Genomic DNA, 17,254 nt, shown 5'->3' with positions numbered 1-17,254 from the left:
TCGATATGGGCTGCGATGTTACGTTTAATCTCCATGATTCGCACCAGATCGCGCTTAAAATTAATATCTGGCTTCTCCCAACCATCATCTGTCAGCCAGTGAAGCAGTAGCGTGTTATACTGCAGCAGAACGGGGAAAGCTGCCAGAATATGTGCGGCATTCCTTGATTAACATGCTGACCGCTTATCCAAGCATCCTGAGCGAATGCCCGCAATGTTACAGTAGTATCCATCAAAATACCGCTTATTCGAAAGGAAATCCCTCTCGCTAAGACTTTGAATTGCTTGGAGCAACCTTTCGTGTGTTTCCTGAAAGGCTTGAATATTTTGCTTTCTCATGCTTGCATTCTCCAAATCATGAATCCTATGGGGTCATGCACGCAGCCAAACAACCGATAGCAGTCTGCGGTATGTTGCAAAATTCACTCCTGAATGTATGGGCATCGTGCCCGGCTCAGCCATAGCCTTATTTCCATTTTACTTAAATTAATATAATTACCATATATTAAGTTTTATTCCCGTAACTTTCTTCACATAGTTCTCAGCCTTGTAATCCTTGCGCACCTCGTGCAGTACACCGCTATTCGCTTCAGACCAGGACTCCAGTATCATCCTTGGCTCTCCTTCAATGATATCACTCGCTGCAACAGTATCGCCGCTTCTAAACGCCTCAATGATATTCATCAAGTCAGTTCGATCGAGCAGCTTCACATAGTTGATGCCAGCCAGCGTTTCACATGGCTCCGTAAACTTGGCTGTAGCAATCACAATGGCTCTTTTAGCTTTGTAGTACCACATGCATGAGAAGACCTCCTACACAGCGCTGATGCTCACTGGATTGCCAACATGATACCGCTTTGCTTGTACAACATTCCTGACTCCTTCACGATCTGTAAACACCACATCAGCTCCAAAATCGCGACTCCCTTTAGTCTTGTATACTCCTGAATAGCCAAGCTCCATTAACAGTCTGTAAAGATACATCTCGAATCCTGAGCCATCCTCCATTCTGTCTATTTCAGCCATGTTGATAGCTGTTAAATCGTAATTCTCTTCAGTAAAGACTGCTATCCTCTTTTGTTTATGTTGGAAACTCACAACCAACAGACCAAACGTGATAATAACTACAACTATTGATACAGATAAAACATAGACCATTAGAGCTACCTCTAAAATCAACTAGTAAAATAATACCATATTACCTTGGAAATAAATTAAGTTATTGGTTTTTTCGACATGAAAAAGAGACAGTTAGATTAACTGCCTCTCCTCCATATGTTCCTTATTAACATTGCAATGCATCATCTTCCATATTCCGGTACATCATCTACATCCTGAGCTATCTTTGCACTTGCGTACAACAGCCACATAGAGTATTCAATCATTCTTTTAGTCTTCTGATTTTCAAATTTTTCCAATATATGCCGAAACACTATATGAGCATAGTTAATTGCAAGACTGGAAGTTGTTTTAATCTGTAGAGAATTGAACACTGGTGCAGCTTTAAAATTGCCTTTAGAAACAAATAAATGATCTACTACAGGAGAACCATGAACCGTCAAGGACAAAGCTCCATACAATCTATCGTAATCATCAGACATTTGCACGACTTCACATAGAGCTTTAGGTGTTGCATTTGGGTATTTACTTTGAGCTTAGCATCTTTATTTATGATAGACAGTAAGAGTTTACTATACCAGTTTGATCGTGGTATGTATTTATGTTTTATTCTATGATACGTTCTATTAATTTCTGCATGTTCACTTACAGGTATAATACTGCTATCCCTTTTTATCGCCAGGTACTTTTCTATATACTTTGAGTCCATAAACAACTGCATACGATTTTTAAAATCATCATAGATAAATGTAGTTGTGACCGCTGTTTCGAATAACGATCTGAATATAAGCGAGGCTTGATGAACACAGCCGTTTTTCAGACAATTATATATTGTAAACAAATCCGTAGATGCTTTGGACGCCAGCAAATAGCTTCCTTGTTCTGCATCTAAAATTGAAGAGTCTGCCAAGTAATTTAGAAAGTAATAGTATGTTAAAAGCAGATATAGCGTAGTATCATTTTCCACAGCTTGACCTTCCAGCCATTCTGGGAATCTTCGTTCTAAGTCTTGTATGTATAACTGAAACCCATCCTCCACATCTCCTAATGAAAATAGATCCTGTAATTCCTATTACATACCTCCCACCGTTGTATCCTCCTTCGAATTAAATCCCTCTAATTAGATAAAGCATTTATTTAATACCAGCATAGCATAATGCCAAACTCACATAACTACACTCCTAATAAATTCTCATTTTAACTTATTGTAAAGAAATCCATCACCATCCTCATTGACCTGTCGCGGTAGAACAGCCTGTGGTATATTATGGTAATCCAAAAAAACCTTTCTGATCTACAAGTATGGGGGTATATGAAAAAGAACATCCTGTGGATGCTCTCATGTTTTGTCCCTATTCAACTTTACTTAGTTTTATTTACATATATTAATTTATGTGTAGATTTTATCTTCTTACACCAGTTATTTTCAATATCAGTAAATATGCTGTTCCTGACTTTCATACAGCGCTAAAGCACATTCAACCTTCTTTACAAAAAAATACGATTATAAATTAGTTTTTTAAAATACTCATTACCTCTTCTAGTTTACTATAATTCTCATCTAAGATATATTGGGATGCCTTAACATTAATTTTTTTAAAGTAATAAGGAGTCTCATTGCTTAACCATAAATTTTTAAAAGCTGTAAAGCAAACACCCAAAGAATTGTATCGAAATCTATCATTTAAAATTTCAATCTTATGTATATTTGCTTTGTAGAACTCATTGGTTAGTGCATTTATTGCGTCATTCATTTCGAATTCCGTTTTATATCCATTTAGAGTGATCTTTTTTGAAATACAATTATAAATATCAATAAAAATCAAACCATATTTGTTATCAGTATTTGTAACTTCATTTAATTGTTTACCCGCTTTTTTATAATTCTCTTCTAGCCCATTTAGTGATCTCAGTCTCTTACATTCAATTAAAAAAGTATCATTTCCTTTAGTTGCTATTACATCAGTATTTTGATTGAAATCTATTTTATAACCTCTATTCTTAAGGTTTACTGCAACTGTTAGTTCATATAAGAAATCTCGAGAAGAGTCGTTTTTTGAAGTAATATCAAAAAAATCTTGACCTTTTACAACTTTTTCGAGTCTTTCATTGAATCCGTCACTCGTTTCATGCTTAAACGCTTCAAAAATATCAACAATTTGAATGCATTCTTGAAAAGCTTCATTCGCCTTAAGGAATGCGTCTGATTTAAAATTCTTATTTCCGCTTGCCATAAAATCATTAATATAATTCATATATCTTGAGTATCTTGAACTTTTGTAATTTATGTCCTTTATACCAAACCATTTTAATACAGAAGGCATTCGATTTAAATATTCTAATGTATGTGTACTGGTAAAACTAAGTATATTCATATTTTTATTCACCTTCCAAACCTATTATCGACCGATTTTAAAACTATTTACTAATATAATTAGTATAACACTACTCTTTTTCATTATGTTTGTCATATTCATTGGCTAATAGAGGATAGAGATGAATGAAAGACTCTACTGAATTGGTGCCTACTACTGTAACGTTATAGCACATAATTATCACTCCGATTTCTCTCAAATTTATGGAAGTCTGTAAACATTATCTCTCTAGTATTACCCAGCGATATTTTACTACGGAAAATAGTTTCAGCATATTAGGTTTATTTTGCTTCAATCGATTTAAGCTGTACGCTGTGTATAACTTCTATCCCTTACGAAAAATTTTGCAGAGGGTACATCTTCAATCAAACAACTGTTAGTGTGGAGAAATAAAAAGCGGTACATGTATCTGTTATGGGCAGATGAGCATGTACCTTTAATTGCTGCTGAGACGTTCTAGGGCTGACTGTGAGGTTGTTATATGTAGAAAGTAAAACAGTCAAACAATCTTCGGGAGGATCTAATAGAATGATGTCTTTAGCAACCACAAAATGTTACCCTCACAAAACATATTTGCACTAAATTGTATCACTCAAAAAATACCCTCCGATAATTCTAGAGCGAAATTTAAAACATTCTGCAGTAAGGAGACAAAAAACCTTATAAGTCAAGGCTTTCAGGTATTCTTCTTCTCCTTAAGTGACCTTTGATTTCTTAGCATTATTGGAAGTATGCTACCACAATACTACCATAATTGACTGATGCTTTATGAGTCGCTAGGTCTTCTTTTCATGAAGTTCTCGAACTTGTTTCTCAAAACATAAACATAATCACATATTGCTATTGCAAAATCTAAAAGGTCCGAAGCGTCTACTTTATTTATCATCACATCAGAGGCATGCGCTCCGACATTCCGATGAATTCGCAGAGTATTTCCCCATTCATAAATTCTCTTGTCAATAATCTCACGCTCAAGCAATTCCTTAAGACCACCAGCGATGTTCGAACTCTTAGTGTCAAAATCCTTACAAATACCCTCAACAGCCCTTCCACACATAACAGCGCATGCCAAATACGCACTACCTTTAAAGCATTTCTCAGCCTCATTCAGAGAGAAACTGACCGTCTCAGGTAAATCCCAAGACAATTCTCTTCTAGGCTCTGGCCATAACCTAACAGCATGACTCCATTCAAATTCATCATGCCCTATCTGCCAGTATTCTGTTCGGGCTAACAATGAACTTTTACAGATAGGACATTCTAAAAGAACTCGCTTCGTCGGATGATCTTCATATTCGCCAAAAGTTTCATGCTCGCCTCTTACAATACCATCTACTTTAGATGCACAATACGGACACTCGACAATCATACCTTACCTCAATTCTGGAAACTAATCCATCTCAATAAAATTCTGTAGTGCGAATTAACAATGAGTACTTGTGTTAACACGTTCCACTTCACCATATTTATTCTACGTTATTATCACACATTCCTGCACTTTAAATATGAGTTTGTCTATTGGGTTCTTAATTTAGCCATTATTTACATCAAATGATTGCACTTTGGTTACCTCTCTTGCTAGTTAAACTAATCTTGATTTTTCATCTCTCATACCCGAGCGAATTTATATCGTCCAGCCGTATGCTTATAGGTTTCTGTTCAGCGCCGACAAGCATCATAACCCTGCCAAATTCAGTCTTCTTGTATTCAAATTGTACCGGAATTGCCACGCCTTGTTCATAGAAGGTAATGACTCCATAGTTATTGTTTGTAAAGGCTATTTTAAAGGCTTGTTTCTCTGATTTCCAGTTTCCTTCAGAATCCGTCAATTCATATTCCATATATTCCGTTGATACCTCATTAGGATAAAGGCTTGTTAGCAGATGATGCTTCTACTGAAGGATTTGGCTCACCTGCCGTTACTGGTATCGTTACCTTTCCTTCATTATATGCTGTTACGGATTGATACATATTAGTAAAGATGGTTTGGTCGTTATTGAATGATGAAGGGTACATAATATAGTCATCGACTTTTTGCCTCCACAGCTCCGTTCCTTTGGTGCCGTCAATAGCAATCAGATCAGAATAGGCAGGAGTACCTTTATACTTTTCATACTCTCCACCCCAAGCGCCAATGTATAATGCATCCTCAAGTATGGACGGCTGGGGTACAATCCAAGGAATGGTGGCGCGGTACTTCTCATCACCTATCTTAATCTTCCATAACTCCTTACCTGATTTAGCATCGATGCCAACCATTTGTCCGCTTCTCACTTCGGATGCGATTACCTTATCTTTAAGCAAGGTTAACACAGGGGTTTTGGCACCTCAAAGACATCATTACCATACTGCCATTCCTGCATTTTGGTCTTAAATTCAATAGCAGTGACATGTCCGCTCAGATCGACTATGTAGAGCTGATCTCCAGCGACATTCAAACTGGATATTGGCGCATCCGTGCTTATGGAGTCAATCTCCTTCCCATTTTTCTCATCTACAATATGAATCACGACATCAATTGGAACATAAAGCTTATTCGCTGCTAAAACAAAACCGACAAAGGGGATTGCATTGCCATATTCCCAACTTACTTTGCTTGTTTTGATGTCTATCGCTTCTAGGGTGACGACCCGACGTTAGTTTGTTCTGGGAGCTGATGAAATGATTAGATTCGCTGTAGGCAGTGTATTGAAATACTTAGAGATTATGGAACCAGTAACTTCATCCGTACACAACTCACCAAACTTGTGGAAGTTTGCATTACCAAGATTAACTGATCTGTAACGAACCTTATATCTTAGGATACCTCCGCAGCGCTCAATCTCTTCTTTCGTCACTCCCTTCTCTTTTAGTGACATTCTTCTGCTTATCATAGACCTGAAGCTCTATGTAACAGCGGTCAGTTCATCTCCTCCCAATTGAACTTAGGGATAAGCTCTGTAACAGTTTTAGTTTTCATGGTTACCACTCCTACAAATTAATGACCTTGTAGTAACCGTCTCCGATCCGTTCGTAATCATTAAAGACCGTAGCGTGATGCCGCTTTGCATTAGCGCAGCATTTTGAAACGATATGTGTCCTGATCGTAGATTCAGCATAGTTCGTATTGTTGCGCTGCATGTACTCAATAGCTTCCTTAGGTGTGAACCGATTTTCTCCTTTGGCTTTAACTATGATTCTCGTTGCTTGTAACAGTTCATCCCTGCAAGTGCTTTTCATTCAGAATCGCCCCATTCATGATTTTCCTCATCTTAACATAAACTTCATTTTCCAGAATAGTAATCTTCTATTGTGATTAAGTGTTGTGATTAGAGCCAATGTCTAATTCATTTCCGCATTCAACATCCATTGTTTTCATATTGTAGGCGGGCTACAATCGGTTCAAGAGGTGAAAAACAATGTTGAAAGCGGAATTGCTCGAACGAGTTCGAGAGCACGGAATATCAATAAGCAGCAATATGATTGAGCGGTACGTCGAATATGGTCTTATCGTTGGAAATCGTGTGAGTTTAGGATTCTCCCAGGGTGTCGTTACCCACTACGATGAGCGGACAATAGACGCTATTATCTTAATTGATAAGCTTAAATCTAGCAGACTATGTAAGCATCAGAAGGACTATATCTTCATCCTTTATTGGAAAGGATATCCTGTTCAGTGGGACAAGCTAAAGGCTCGACTTATTGAATTCCATTCGAGCATTATGAATACATTCAAGGAAGTTGCAGGTTATACTGCACATCCTGAGTATCCTGAGATCATCGAAGATATCGCTAACAACGAAGCAGCAAGAGCACCTAAAGCAATTGGAAGGCCAACAAAACATTCTGAAGAGATGCAGAGGATCGAAGCAAAAGAATCTGCTAAGCGATTAATGATAGTCAGTAAACTCGTTTCTGACATAATCGACAACGGAACCATATCGTTGGATGTGTTTCACACTTTCAATCAACTATCTAATATCGACTCGGAAGTAATGAATGAGACTATTCTTGGGCCAACAAACAACTGGCTGCAGATGATGACCTGGAAGAATTCAGTAAGACACTCAGATGAGCAAGACTATCAAGAAGCTTACGAACTTATCGCAATACTAAAGGAATACTGGTCGGATCTAGAGGTTCACTTCGGAAGCGTATATGATATTCCTTTCTTCGGGAATAGCATTAAAAATCTAGAGGATTCTTTTCAATTAAAGTTATTTACAGACAAGCCATCGTTCTACAGATATGTTTTGCTTGTCTTAATCAGCGGTGGTTTTAGACAAAAACTCATGCAGTTCTTGTCCAATCCTTCCACGAGAGGAAACTGGAATCAAATTATCGCGGCTCTCCCTGCTCATCTCGCTCAGATTACAGGAGAGGAGGTGACACTCAATGGGTAACGTCGGAATCGCATTAGGCGGTGGCAAGGCCTTCTCTGCCCCTGCATGGTTCATCCTGGTTCTTATCAGTTTGGCCGTTATCGGAATCAACCATTTAATCAAAAGAGCAAAAAATTAAACAAATTGAGCACCTTCTCTATTGTGAGATAGGTGCTCGATGTTGTGTACTACTTCACAGCCACATTCTGAGGCTAATACAGCTTTAAATCGAGACTTACAGGGAAATATATTCCCTAACCTCTAGGGCTTCAAGACGCCTCTTAGAGCTTCACTACATAATCAAATCCCATCCATATGCGCTATAGGACTATGCTTCTGGTACTTTCTAGCGATCTCATCGTTTGTAAAATCCAGGTACGCTTTCTGAGTTACTTCCACTGAACTATGTCCAAGGATGCGGCACAAGCTAAACCAGTCCCCATTGTTCAAGATGTTGTACTTAGCAAAGTTATTCCTCAGTTGGTGAGGATGAATGGACACCCTTACCTGTTCTCCTGCCTGACGCAATGCTCTTTCATAATTGCGAACTTCTAGCTGCGTTCCTCTGGTCGTCGGAAACAAGAACGGACTCTCCGAATATCTGTCCCTGTACTTCATCCATTGCTTCATGTCATTAGCAAGCTTGAATGAGAAGTAAACATAACGCTCCTGCTTATTCTTTGGGTTCGTGATTAGAATGCTCTTATGTGTGAAATCGAAATGCTCAGGAAAAAGGGACAGGCACTCTCCAATCCGCCAAGAGCTTAGTTATGATGTAGTTCCTGTAACCGTGAAAGGTCGATGAATCAAACTGCTTTAACACTCGCTTGATTTCATCAGATGTCAGCATCTTCTTCATCTTCCGTTCAGACTCAGGGTTGTCAATACTATCCATTTAATTTTTCGGGATTTCTCGCTCAGCATGGTACAGATAATAGAAGAACACTTTGATGTTTCGAACGTAGTTGGCTATGGTTGTCATCGATATGTCCTTCTTATAGTCGCTTCGGTTATCTGGATGATTGATGTTCTTGGTTTCTTCCTTGTTGACGACCGTGTATTTGCCCCGCTCCCGCAGATACTTAATGTATTGGCGAATATGTCCTGACTGGACTTTCTTCACATCTTCAATCCCAAAGCTCTGCTTCAAGAACAGCGTAAACAACTTAAGGGTTTGTTCATAGGGTGCCATTGTCTTGCGGGAAAGATTCTTGGAACTGCAATAAAGCATAAAATTGTCGAGGTGGAATTCCATGTCTGTCATAAGAAATACCACTCCTTTATGGGATTGTTAGGAACCCAATAAACAAGTGGTATTTGTTGGCTTACTTATTCGATATTTATCGGCTCAAAACGTCCACTTTCGGATATTTATAGCCATAATTGCAATAGCCCTTGACACTCACAATCCCTTACCCCTCACTCCTCCTTACCCTTTCAAGAAACCTTATGCTCAATGCGCAGCTTGTCTGCTACCATGGCAATAAACTCCGAGTTAGTCGGCTTGGATTTGGAGATATTAATCGTGTAGCCGAACAGGTGGCTGATGCTGTCAATGTTGCCACGGGTCCAGGCCACTTCGATGGCGTGGCGGATGGCGCGTTCAACACGGGAAGGCGTGGTTTTGAACTTTTCAGCGATGGCCGGGTACAGCGTTTTGGTGATGGCACCCAGGATTTCGATGTTATTGTACACCATGGTGATCGCCTCACGCAGGTACTGATATCCCTTGATATGGGCCGGAACACCAATCTCATGGATGATGGAGGTAATGTTGGCATCCAGATTCTTGCCCTTGGACAATGGCACCACATTAGATCTTGAAGCCGTGAAGCCCGACATCCCGGAAGAAGAGGAAGAGGTCAGATTGGATTGTACGCCCACCAATTGCCGCACCCGGTTCGCAAGAACTTCCATATCGAACGGTTTCAAAATATAATAAGATGCCCCTAGCTGCACAGCTCTTTGCGTAATGTTCTCCTGTCCAAAAGCTGTCAGCATAATGATCTTGGGCTGCGGATTCAGGTCCATTTCACGCAGACGCTCAAGCACACCCAGTCCGTCCAAATGAGGCATAATAATATCAAGAATAAGGACATCGGGAACTTTACGTGTTTCGCTAAGCATATGCAGTACTTCTTCCCCATTGTACGCGATGCCCGTTACAGTCATGTCTTCCTGTTCTGTAATATATTCGGCTAGCAAGTTCGTAAATTCCCGGTTATCATCGGCCAACAACACTTCGATATTCTGCACTGGCTGCTTCCTCCTTATTTATACCTGCTATTCGAAAATAACAATTTTGTCTTCTCTCCCTTACGTTTTCGACATCTGGATTGAATTTCCTTCTGTCGAAAATTATTTTTCTTTATTTTTTTTCAGGGTTAGATTATAATTAATTATTTTATTGCACGGTTCGATGTAGTTCGGTCAGCTTCGACAAAAAATCTTAAGGCTAAATGGCCTTAAGATATTGTTGTAAGCTATTTTGTTCGCTGATTACTCCGGAATCCCTTAGCATCCATTCGATGAAGCAGCCGTACCCGGATTTAGGATCGTTCACGAATACATGGGTGACGGCGCCGATCAGACGGCCTTTCTGCACAATGGGGCTACCGCTCATCCCTTGCACAATCCCTCCGGTCTTGTCGAGCAGACGAGGATCGGTAATCCGCAGAATCAAACCCTTTGTGGCAGGAACCTGCTGCTTAGCTACATGGATGATCTCCACATCGAAACGTTCCACCTGTTGGCCGTCTACAACGGTCAGGATCTGCGCTGGTCCTTCTTTCACATCGTTGCTCAGTGCAATCGGAATCGGCTCTTTATAGAGGCTGTGTTCCGGGTTACGGTCCATTTTGCCGAAGATACCAAAGTCCGTATTACTCTCCACATTTCCTAGAACCTGACTCTCCTTGAGAAAATGAGCTCTTTTCTCACCAGGATCGCCGTCCTGGCTCTTGGATATCGAGGTAACACTGGACTGCACAATATGGCCGCTGCCGACTACAATAGGTGTTCCTGTGTTCATGTCGGTAATGACATGCCCGAGTGCACCATACACCCCCTGCTGCGGAGCATAAAAGGTCAGGGTACCTACCCCTGCTGCTGAATCCCGGATGTAAAGTCCAAGACGCCACACCTTGTCATTGCGGTCGTAGGCGGGTTTAAGCTTGGCGGTATGCTCCTTGCCACCTCTTTTAAAGACGATGTTGAGGAATTCGCCTGCTTTACCAGCACGCTCCACCAGTTTGGCTACCTTGGACACTTCATCCAGCTTCACACCGTCAATGGAGGTCATCAGATCCCCGGGCAGCAGTCCGCTGTTCTCGCCAGGTGAAATCTTGGAGGACTGTGAAGTCTGGACCATGTGATGCCCGACAACCAGCACGCCTGCAGATTTCACCTTCACACCAATCGTCTGTCCTCCCGGAATGACCTTCAGCTCCGGATCAATTCCCTTCTGCACCGTCTTGGCCTGGTTAGGCTCACGCTCCGGTGAAGAGGCAAAGCTTGTGATGGGTCCCGTTATGCCTGATAAACTGAGAAAGAAGGCAAGTAAAAGGCCGGGCATTAACTTCCTGAGGTTCGGCTTCAATGGCTGTCACGCTCCCTTTTGCTTCTTTCGCTTGACGAAAAAGGTGGTCGCCAATTGCGTACCTATAAGATAACCTTGCCCCCAGGCTTTTATTACTGTCAATCATTGTCCCGCTTACCCTGCGCAGCCTTGCTGGCCCCCGCCAGATTAAGCATTTCCTGCGCATGATGCAGCGTCTTTTCGGTAATTTCCACGCCACCCAGCATCCGGGCCAACTCCTTCACCCGTCCATCCTCGGACAGGGCTTCGACCTCGGTCATGGTCCGCTCATCCTCCACCTTTTTACGGATCAGGTACTGATGATCAGCCATACAGGCGACCTGCGGCAAGTGGGTAATGGAGAACACCTGACAAGAAGAAGACAGCTTAAACAGCTTATCCGCTATGGATTGTGCTGCACGACCGCTGACACCGGTATCCACCTCGTCAAAGATCAATACAGGAATAGCGTCGGTCCGGGCAAAAATACTCTTCATCGCCAGCATAATCCGCGACAGCTCACCGCCAGAAGCGATTTTGCCCAGTGGGCGCAGTGGCTCCCCGGGGTTTGGAGAGATCATGAACTCGGCGCTGTCGATTCCCTGTCTCGTTAAACGAATGCGCTGGCCTTGGTATTCAATGCCCCGCGGGTCCTCCAGTGTCTCCAAGCTGACCTTAAGCGATGTCCGCTCCATCTGGAGATCCTTCAGCTCGCTTTCCACCTGGGTAGCCAGATCGTCCGCACAGATCCGTCTTGCCTCGGTTAGCTCACCAGCTGCCTCCATTAATACAGCAAGCAGTTTATCGCGCTTCACAGTCAACTTCTCAAGATACTCGTCTTTATTCTCCAATAAATCGGTTTCCCGGTGAATTTGCTCATAATAAGCAAGGATCTGCTCTACACTGTCTCCATATTTACGGCGCAAGCCAGTAATCAGATCCAGCCGGTTCTCAATATCCTCCAGCCGCTGCGGATTGAATTCGATATCTTCACGATAGTCGCGAAGCTGAAACGCCGCATCCTCCAATTGATAATAGGAAGACTGCAGTTGCTCCAGAATGCTCTTCAAGCCTTTTTCATCATAACGGACGGCGTCTTCCAGCCTTGAAATGACTTTACCAATTGATTCCAGACCCTGGCGATCATACAGCAGTTCGTATGCCCCCGATACGGAATCCATCATTTTCTCACTGTGGGATAGTTTGACCCTTTCTTCGGAAAGTAATTCATCTTCACCCGGTTTTAATGCCGCCGAAGAAATCTCCTCCAGCTGAAAACGATACAGATCCAGCATCTGGTATGCCTTTTGACTGGATTCCTGCAATTCCCGTAGTTCTCTCTCCACCTTGGCAAAAGCGGTATACCGCTCCTGATACACCGCTTTAAGCGGCCCAATAATCGGTTCGCCGTAAGTATCCAGTAATCCGAGATGGCGTTCCGCCTTCAGCAGATTCTGATGCTCGTGCTGGCCGTGGATGTTGACCAGTTGTTCCCCAATTTCCCGTAGCATGCTGAGGTTGACCATCTGTCCGTTAACGCGGGAAGTACTCTTGCCCTGCAAGGTGATCTCGCGCCTGATGATCAGGTGTTCCTCCTTCTGTGCCTGGATGCCCAGTCTCTCCAGCGTTTCCCACACCGGATGGCTGTCCGGCAGGCTGAACAGTGCTTCCATCTCCGCCTTCTCACAGCCGTAACGAATGGAATCAGCGGACCCGCGTCCGCCGGCAATCAGTCCCAGCGCATCAATGATAATGGATTTACCTGCACCGGTCTCACCGGTAAGCACATGAAATCCGGGAAAAAAATGAACATCCACCGCCTCCACGACGGCCAAATTGCGGATTGATAACGTTTCTAACACGAAAAGAAGCACCTCCGAAAAGTCATGCCATTGGCTATTGATTAATGCTAGAGGATTACGAAATATAACCCATAATCTGCGAAATCACCGTTTTGCTGTCTTCGGGCTGGCGGCAAATAATAAGGATGGTATCATCCCCGGAAATAGTTCCCATAATCTGCGGCCAATCAATATTGTCGATCAAAGCGGCAACGGAATTTGCCGTACCCGGCAAACACTTCATCACAACCAGGTTACCGGAAAAGTCAATCTGTACGAAGTTGTCCACCAATACACGCTTGAGCTTCTGAACCGGATTGTAACGCTGATCTGTCGGAAGGGAATATTTATATCTGCCGTCATCCATCGGTACCTTGATCAGCAAGAGCTCCTTGATATCACGAGACACCGTAGCCTGGGTTACCTGAAAACCGGCATCCCGCAGCGCTTCCACCAGCTCGTCCTGTGTTTCTATTTCCTTTTGTGTAATAATCTCGCGAATCTTGATATGTCGTTGTCCCTTCATTGTTGCCTCCCGTTTTTTAAAAAAATTAGCTTAATTGGATTCACCATCGTCTTTGCCGAGTTCAATCACATGGATGGCTGCAGTCGCCATATTGACATACAGCACACCACTGCATTCGGGGTAGATCAGCAGATAAGGCAGCAAATAATCACGCAGCCCGCTGCCGGTGAAATCCAGCGGCTTGCGGGGGCGGGCAAGAATCACCATATAGAAGGACCCGTCCTCTTTGGCGACAACATAATCTATGAAGATCCTGCTGTACATCGCCGCTCCATTGACCCGGAATGACAGAGGAATCTTCAATTTGCCGCCAATCACCTCGTACCCAGCCTCTTCCATAAAGTCGATGGCCGGATGCGGGGGAATATCATTATTTATCGGAATCTTATCTTTAATCATTGAACGCGGAGAGCCCTCCAGCCATACATACAATCTGTATAACAAGCCTATGGCAACCGCGATTCCAATCACCGTCATGACGATCTTGTCAGAGCTACCTGCCACATCCATCACCTCGGAGATTTATTCGTGCGAACCCCCGCAAAATCCTCCCCAATGACAAAAGAAACTCACCGCCGTGAGTTTCCATGAGTTGTATTGACACTAAACGTGGCGTTAGCCTCCTTGATGACCTTATCGGCCAACGCAGCAAAGCTGACGGCAGCAGGCGCAGCTTCCGCACTATCAGGGTGCTCTACGGCTTTCTCTGCTACAGACTCATCAGCCGGATCAAGTCGCCAGTGAGCCAGGAACTCCACATTGCCCTCTCCACCGGTAATCGGCGAGAAGGTCAGATCCTGAAGACTATAGCCCAGCTCGGCCGCCATCGAAAGCACATTGACCAGCACTTCCTTATGCACAGCAGATTCACGAACTACGCCAGATTTCCCAACCTTCTCCCGGCCTGCTTCGAACTGCGGCTTGATCAGCGCGGCAACATCTGCCGGACGCTTCAGCAGCGCCATCAGCGGCGGGAGAATGATTTTAAGGGAAATGAATGATACGTCGATGCTGGCAAAATCGGGAACAGGCCCCTTTAGATCCGGAGGTGTCATATAACGGAAGTTGGTCCGTTCCATGACACTGACCCGCTCATCGTTGCGTAGCGACCAGTCCAGCTGATTGTAGCCGACATCAATGGCGTAGACATGACTGGCGCCATGCTGCAACGCACAATCCGTAAATCCGCCAGTGGAAGAACCAATATCAAGCATAGTCCGTCCGGTAAGATCAATACCAAAGGTACAGAGCGCTTTCTCCAGCTTCAATCCACCTCTACTAACATAAGGATGGACAGCCCCTTTAACTTTCAGAACGGATTCGCGCGATACCTTCATGCCTGGTTTCTCGATCCGCTCTTCATCCGCGAGAATGAGGCCGGCCATAATGGCGGCCTTGGCTTTCTCACGGCTTTCAAAATACCCCTGCTCCACGAGCAGTACATCTATCCGTTCTTTACGGTGTTCCATGGTCATCTCCCATTGTTCAAAGGATGCGGGTTACAGCTTCCGGTCTTCTCAGGAAGACGAAGTGTTCTTATATGAAAAGGCGCGCAGCGCGCTCATCGACTTGATTCGTTTGCAGAGCGCCTCGACGGTAAGGCCCGCCACCTGACGCTGCTCCTTGATCGAGCCGTGCTCCACGAATACATCCGGCACACCCATTGGATGAACCCTGACATCGTATAGCTCATGCTCCGCATAAAATTCCAGCACAGCACTGCCCAAGCTGCCAGCTTGACTTGCTTCTTCCAATACAACCATGCTTGTTCCGGCATGAGCGAGGTCCAGCAGCATCGAATTATCCATCGGCTTCAGGAAGCGGGCATTGACTACACCAACTTGAATACCTTCACGCTTCAGCAGCTCAGCTGCTTCTTCTGCAAGCTGAACCATTGGCCCGCAGGCCACAACCGCGTATTCATCGCCCGGACGTACCCGTTCCCAAGTACCTATCGGTATGGTGTGCAGCTCTTCATCAAGCGGAACACCTGTGCCATTGATCCGCGGATAACGATAAGCAATCGGGCCGTCATTGTAATCTAGTGCTGTCTTCATCATATGGCGCAGTTCATTCTCATCCTTCGGCATCATCAGCACGATATTCGGAATATGGCGCATGAAGGCAATATCGTATACCCCTTGATGCGTCTCTCCATCAGCGCCGACAAAGCCGGCCCGGTCGATTGCGAACATGACATTGGCATTGTGGCGGCAAATATCATGCAAAATCTGGTCGTAAGCCCGCTGCATAAAGGTGGAATAGACCGCGAACACCGGCTTCATGCCCTCCATCGCCAGCGCGGCACAGAGGGTAGCGGCATGCTGCTCAGCAATGCCGACATCAATCATACGATCAGGGAATTCCTTAGCGAACGGGAACAGTCCCGATCCGCCTGGCATAGCAGGCGTAACGGCAATCAGACGCTTATCTTCACGACCCAGTTCGATCAATGTCTTGCCAAATACTTCGGTGTACATCGGATTGCCGACTGCTTTAAGCACTTGGCCGGATTCGATTTTGTAAGGGGAAATCCCATGCCATTTGTGAGAATCGGCTTCCGCCGGTTTATAGCCCTTACCCTTCGTAGTAAGCACATGCACAAGCACAGGACCGTTCACATTATCGGCCTGTTGGAAGGTCTCGATCACTTTCTCAAGATCGTGACCATCTACAGGTCCAAGATACGTAAAGCCCAGTTCTTCAAAAAGAACACCGGGAACCATCATATATTTAAGGCTGTCTTTCACCCACTCCGCCGTTTTGGCGAGGCGATCTCCGATCGCGGGGATTTTCTTGAGCAGTCCTTCAACTTCGTCTTTGGCGCGCAAATAGTGGCGGTCTGAACGAATCTTGCTCAAATAATTGTGCATAGCCCCTACATTCGGCGCAATGGACATTTCATTGTCGTTCAGAATTACCATCAGTTTACGCTTCTCGTGTCCAATATGATTCAGCGCTTCAAAAGCCATACCGCCGGTGAGCGCACCATCACCGATTACGGCAATCACGTTGTTGTCTTCGCCTTTCATATCCCGGGCCATAGCCATGCCCATAGCTGCTGACAGGGAGGTGCTGCTGTGCCCGGCCTCCCAAACGTCATGCTCACTCTCGTTACGTTTGACGAATCCCGAGAGCCCTCCATGCTTCTTGAGGGTATCGAAACGATCCTTCCGTCCGGTCAAAATTTTGTGGACATAAGACTGATGCCCGACGTCAAAAATGATTTTGTCCTGAGGACTATCATAGCAGTAATGCAGGGCCAGCGTGAGCTCCACGACTCCCAAATTTGGTGCTAGATGCCCTCCGGTTACAGACAGCTTTTCAATCAGGAAATGACGAATTTCCTCAGCAAGAACACCCATTTCTTCGATTGATAGCATTTTCAACTGCGCAGGCTCATTTATTTGTGGAAGCAGCACGTGTATTCCCCGCTTTCCTAGTTGTTGTAAAATA

17 protein-coding genes and 2 pseudogenes are annotated in these 17,254 nt (G+C 44.0%); 2 read left to right on the top strand and 17 right to left on the bottom strand.

All coding sequences use genetic code 11. The annotated features are described in order from the left end of the window. Nucleotides 1-494 precede the first annotated feature (494 nt). From AC3Y23_RS03350 to AC3Y23_RS03310, 9 genes and pseudogenes are all read right to left on the bottom strand, one after another. A pseudogene (locus AC3Y23_RS03350) lies at nucleotides 495-1,007 on the bottom strand (restriction endonuclease). Nucleotides 1,008-1,300: 293 nt separating this feature from the next. Continuing rightward, the gene (locus tag AC3Y23_RS03345; protein ID WP_379195784.1) at nucleotides 1,301-1,600 is read right to left on the bottom strand and encodes a hypothetical protein; all 300 of its coding nucleotides are present in this window, start codon (nucleotides 1,598-1,600) and stop codon (nucleotides 1,301-1,303) included. Then, nucleotides 1,558-2,085 (bottom strand): DUF5677 domain-containing protein, encoded by a 528-nt coding sequence (locus AC3Y23_RS03340; RefSeq protein WP_379195569.1) that lies wholly within the window; start codon nucleotides 2,083-2,085, stop codon nucleotides 1,558-1,560. The genes AC3Y23_RS03345 and AC3Y23_RS03340 overlap by 43 nt, the downstream gene beginning before the upstream one ends. Nucleotides 2,086-2,629: 544 nt before the next feature. Then, the gene (locus tag AC3Y23_RS03335; protein ID WP_379195567.1) at nucleotides 2,630-3,493 is read right to left on the bottom strand and encodes a PDDEXK family nuclease; all 864 of its coding nucleotides are present in this window, start codon (nucleotides 3,491-3,493) and stop codon (nucleotides 2,630-2,632) included. A gap of 766 nt (nucleotides 3,494-4,259) precedes the next feature. Further along, entirely contained in the window at nucleotides 4,260-4,862 is a 603-nt protein-coding gene (locus AC3Y23_RS03330) for a DUF4145 domain-containing protein (protein WP_379195565.1), read from the bottom strand. Nucleotides 4,863-5,094: 232 nt separating this feature from the next. Then, a complete protein-coding gene (locus AC3Y23_RS03325; protein ID WP_379195563.1) occupies nucleotides 5,095-5,334 on the bottom strand; it encodes a hypothetical protein in 240 nt (79 codons plus the stop codon). 19 nt (nucleotides 5,335-5,353) lie between these two features. Then, on the bottom strand, nucleotides 5,354-5,806 hold the full coding sequence (locus AC3Y23_RS03320) for a hypothetical protein (RefSeq protein WP_379195561.1): 453 nt from the start codon (nucleotides 5,804-5,806) through the stop codon (nucleotides 5,354-5,356). Further along, nucleotides 5,800-6,003 carry a hypothetical protein gene (locus tag AC3Y23_RS03315; RefSeq protein ID WP_379195559.1) on the bottom strand — a complete coding sequence of 68 codons (204 nt, stop codon included), beginning with the start codon at nucleotides 6,001-6,003 and terminating at the stop codon, nucleotides 5,800-5,802. The genes AC3Y23_RS03320 and AC3Y23_RS03315 overlap by 7 nt, the downstream gene beginning before the upstream one ends. A 460-nt stretch (nucleotides 6,004-6,463) precedes the next feature. Further along, entirely contained in the window at nucleotides 6,464-6,712 is a 249-nt protein-coding gene (locus tag AC3Y23_RS03310; RefSeq protein WP_379195557.1) for a DUF7669 domain-containing protein, read from the bottom strand. Nucleotides 6,713-6,891: 179 nt separating this feature from the next. Here AC3Y23_RS03310 and AC3Y23_RS03305 point away from each other — a divergent pair, with 179 nt between their 5' ends. After that, complete coding sequence (locus AC3Y23_RS03305; RefSeq protein WP_379195555.1) at nucleotides 6,892-7,875, top strand: hypothetical protein; 984 nt, start codon at nucleotides 6,892-6,894, stop codon at nucleotides 7,873-7,875. Beyond that, on the top strand, nucleotides 7,868-7,993 hold the full coding sequence (locus AC3Y23_RS03300) for a hypothetical protein (RefSeq protein WP_379195553.1): 126 nt from the start codon (nucleotides 7,868-7,870) through the stop codon (nucleotides 7,991-7,993). Before AC3Y23_RS03305 ends, AC3Y23_RS03300 begins: the two co-directional genes overlap by 8 nt. A 161-nt stretch (nucleotides 7,994-8,154) precedes the next feature. On the opposite strand, the pseudogene AC3Y23_RS03295 reads toward AC3Y23_RS03300, so the two are convergent. From AC3Y23_RS03295 to dxs, 8 genes and pseudogenes are all read right to left on the bottom strand, one after another. Then, nucleotides 8,155-9,118: pseudogene (locus AC3Y23_RS03295) on the bottom strand (tyrosine-type recombinase/integrase). Nucleotides 9,119-9,291: 173 nt separating this feature from the next. Further along, nucleotides 9,292-10,110, bottom strand: a complete 819-nt coding sequence (gene spo0A / locus AC3Y23_RS03290; protein ID WP_379195551.1) for a sporulation transcription factor Spo0A — start codon at nucleotides 10,108-10,110, stop codon at nucleotides 9,292-9,294. A 199-nt stretch (nucleotides 10,111-10,309) separates the two neighbouring features. Next, the gene (gene spoIVB / locus AC3Y23_RS03285) at nucleotides 10,310-11,428 is read right to left on the bottom strand and encodes a SpoIVB peptidase (RefSeq protein WP_379195549.1); all 1,119 of its coding nucleotides are present in this window, start codon (nucleotides 11,426-11,428) and stop codon (nucleotides 10,310-10,312) included. Between the two features lie 122 nt (nucleotides 11,429-11,550). Beyond that, nucleotides 11,551-13,293 carry a DNA repair protein RecN gene (gene recN, locus AC3Y23_RS03280; protein ID WP_379195547.1) on the bottom strand — a complete coding sequence of 581 codons (1,743 nt, stop codon included), beginning with the start codon at nucleotides 13,291-13,293 and terminating at the stop codon, nucleotides 11,551-11,553. Between the two features lie 55 nt (nucleotides 13,294-13,348). Further along, a complete protein-coding gene (gene ahrC, locus AC3Y23_RS03275; protein WP_175373063.1) occupies nucleotides 13,349-13,798 on the bottom strand; it encodes a transcriptional regulator AhrC/ArgR in 450 nt (149 codons plus the stop codon). Between the two features lie 30 nt (nucleotides 13,799-13,828). Next, complete coding sequence (locus AC3Y23_RS03270; protein ID WP_379195772.1) at nucleotides 13,829-14,308, bottom strand: hypothetical protein; 480 nt, start codon at nucleotides 14,306-14,308, stop codon at nucleotides 13,829-13,831. Between the two features lie 59 nt (nucleotides 14,309-14,367). After that, the gene (locus AC3Y23_RS03265) at nucleotides 14,368-15,267 is read right to left on the bottom strand and encodes a TlyA family RNA methyltransferase (protein WP_379195544.1); all 900 of its coding nucleotides are present in this window, start codon (nucleotides 15,265-15,267) and stop codon (nucleotides 14,368-14,370) included. A 48-nt stretch (nucleotides 15,268-15,315) separates the two neighbouring features. After that, nucleotides 15,316-17,220: a 1-deoxy-D-xylulose-5-phosphate synthase gene (gene dxs / locus AC3Y23_RS03260; RefSeq protein WP_379195542.1), complete on the bottom strand. Its 1,905-nt coding sequence runs from the start codon at nucleotides 17,218-17,220 to the stop codon at nucleotides 15,316-15,318. Nucleotides 17,221-17,254: the final 34 nt, after the last annotated feature.

Source organism: Paenibacillus sp. MAHUQ-45, from assembly GCF_058133325.1.
Note: the sequence above shows the minus strand (reverse complement) of the source record. Positions and strands in the feature narration are given on the sequence as shown.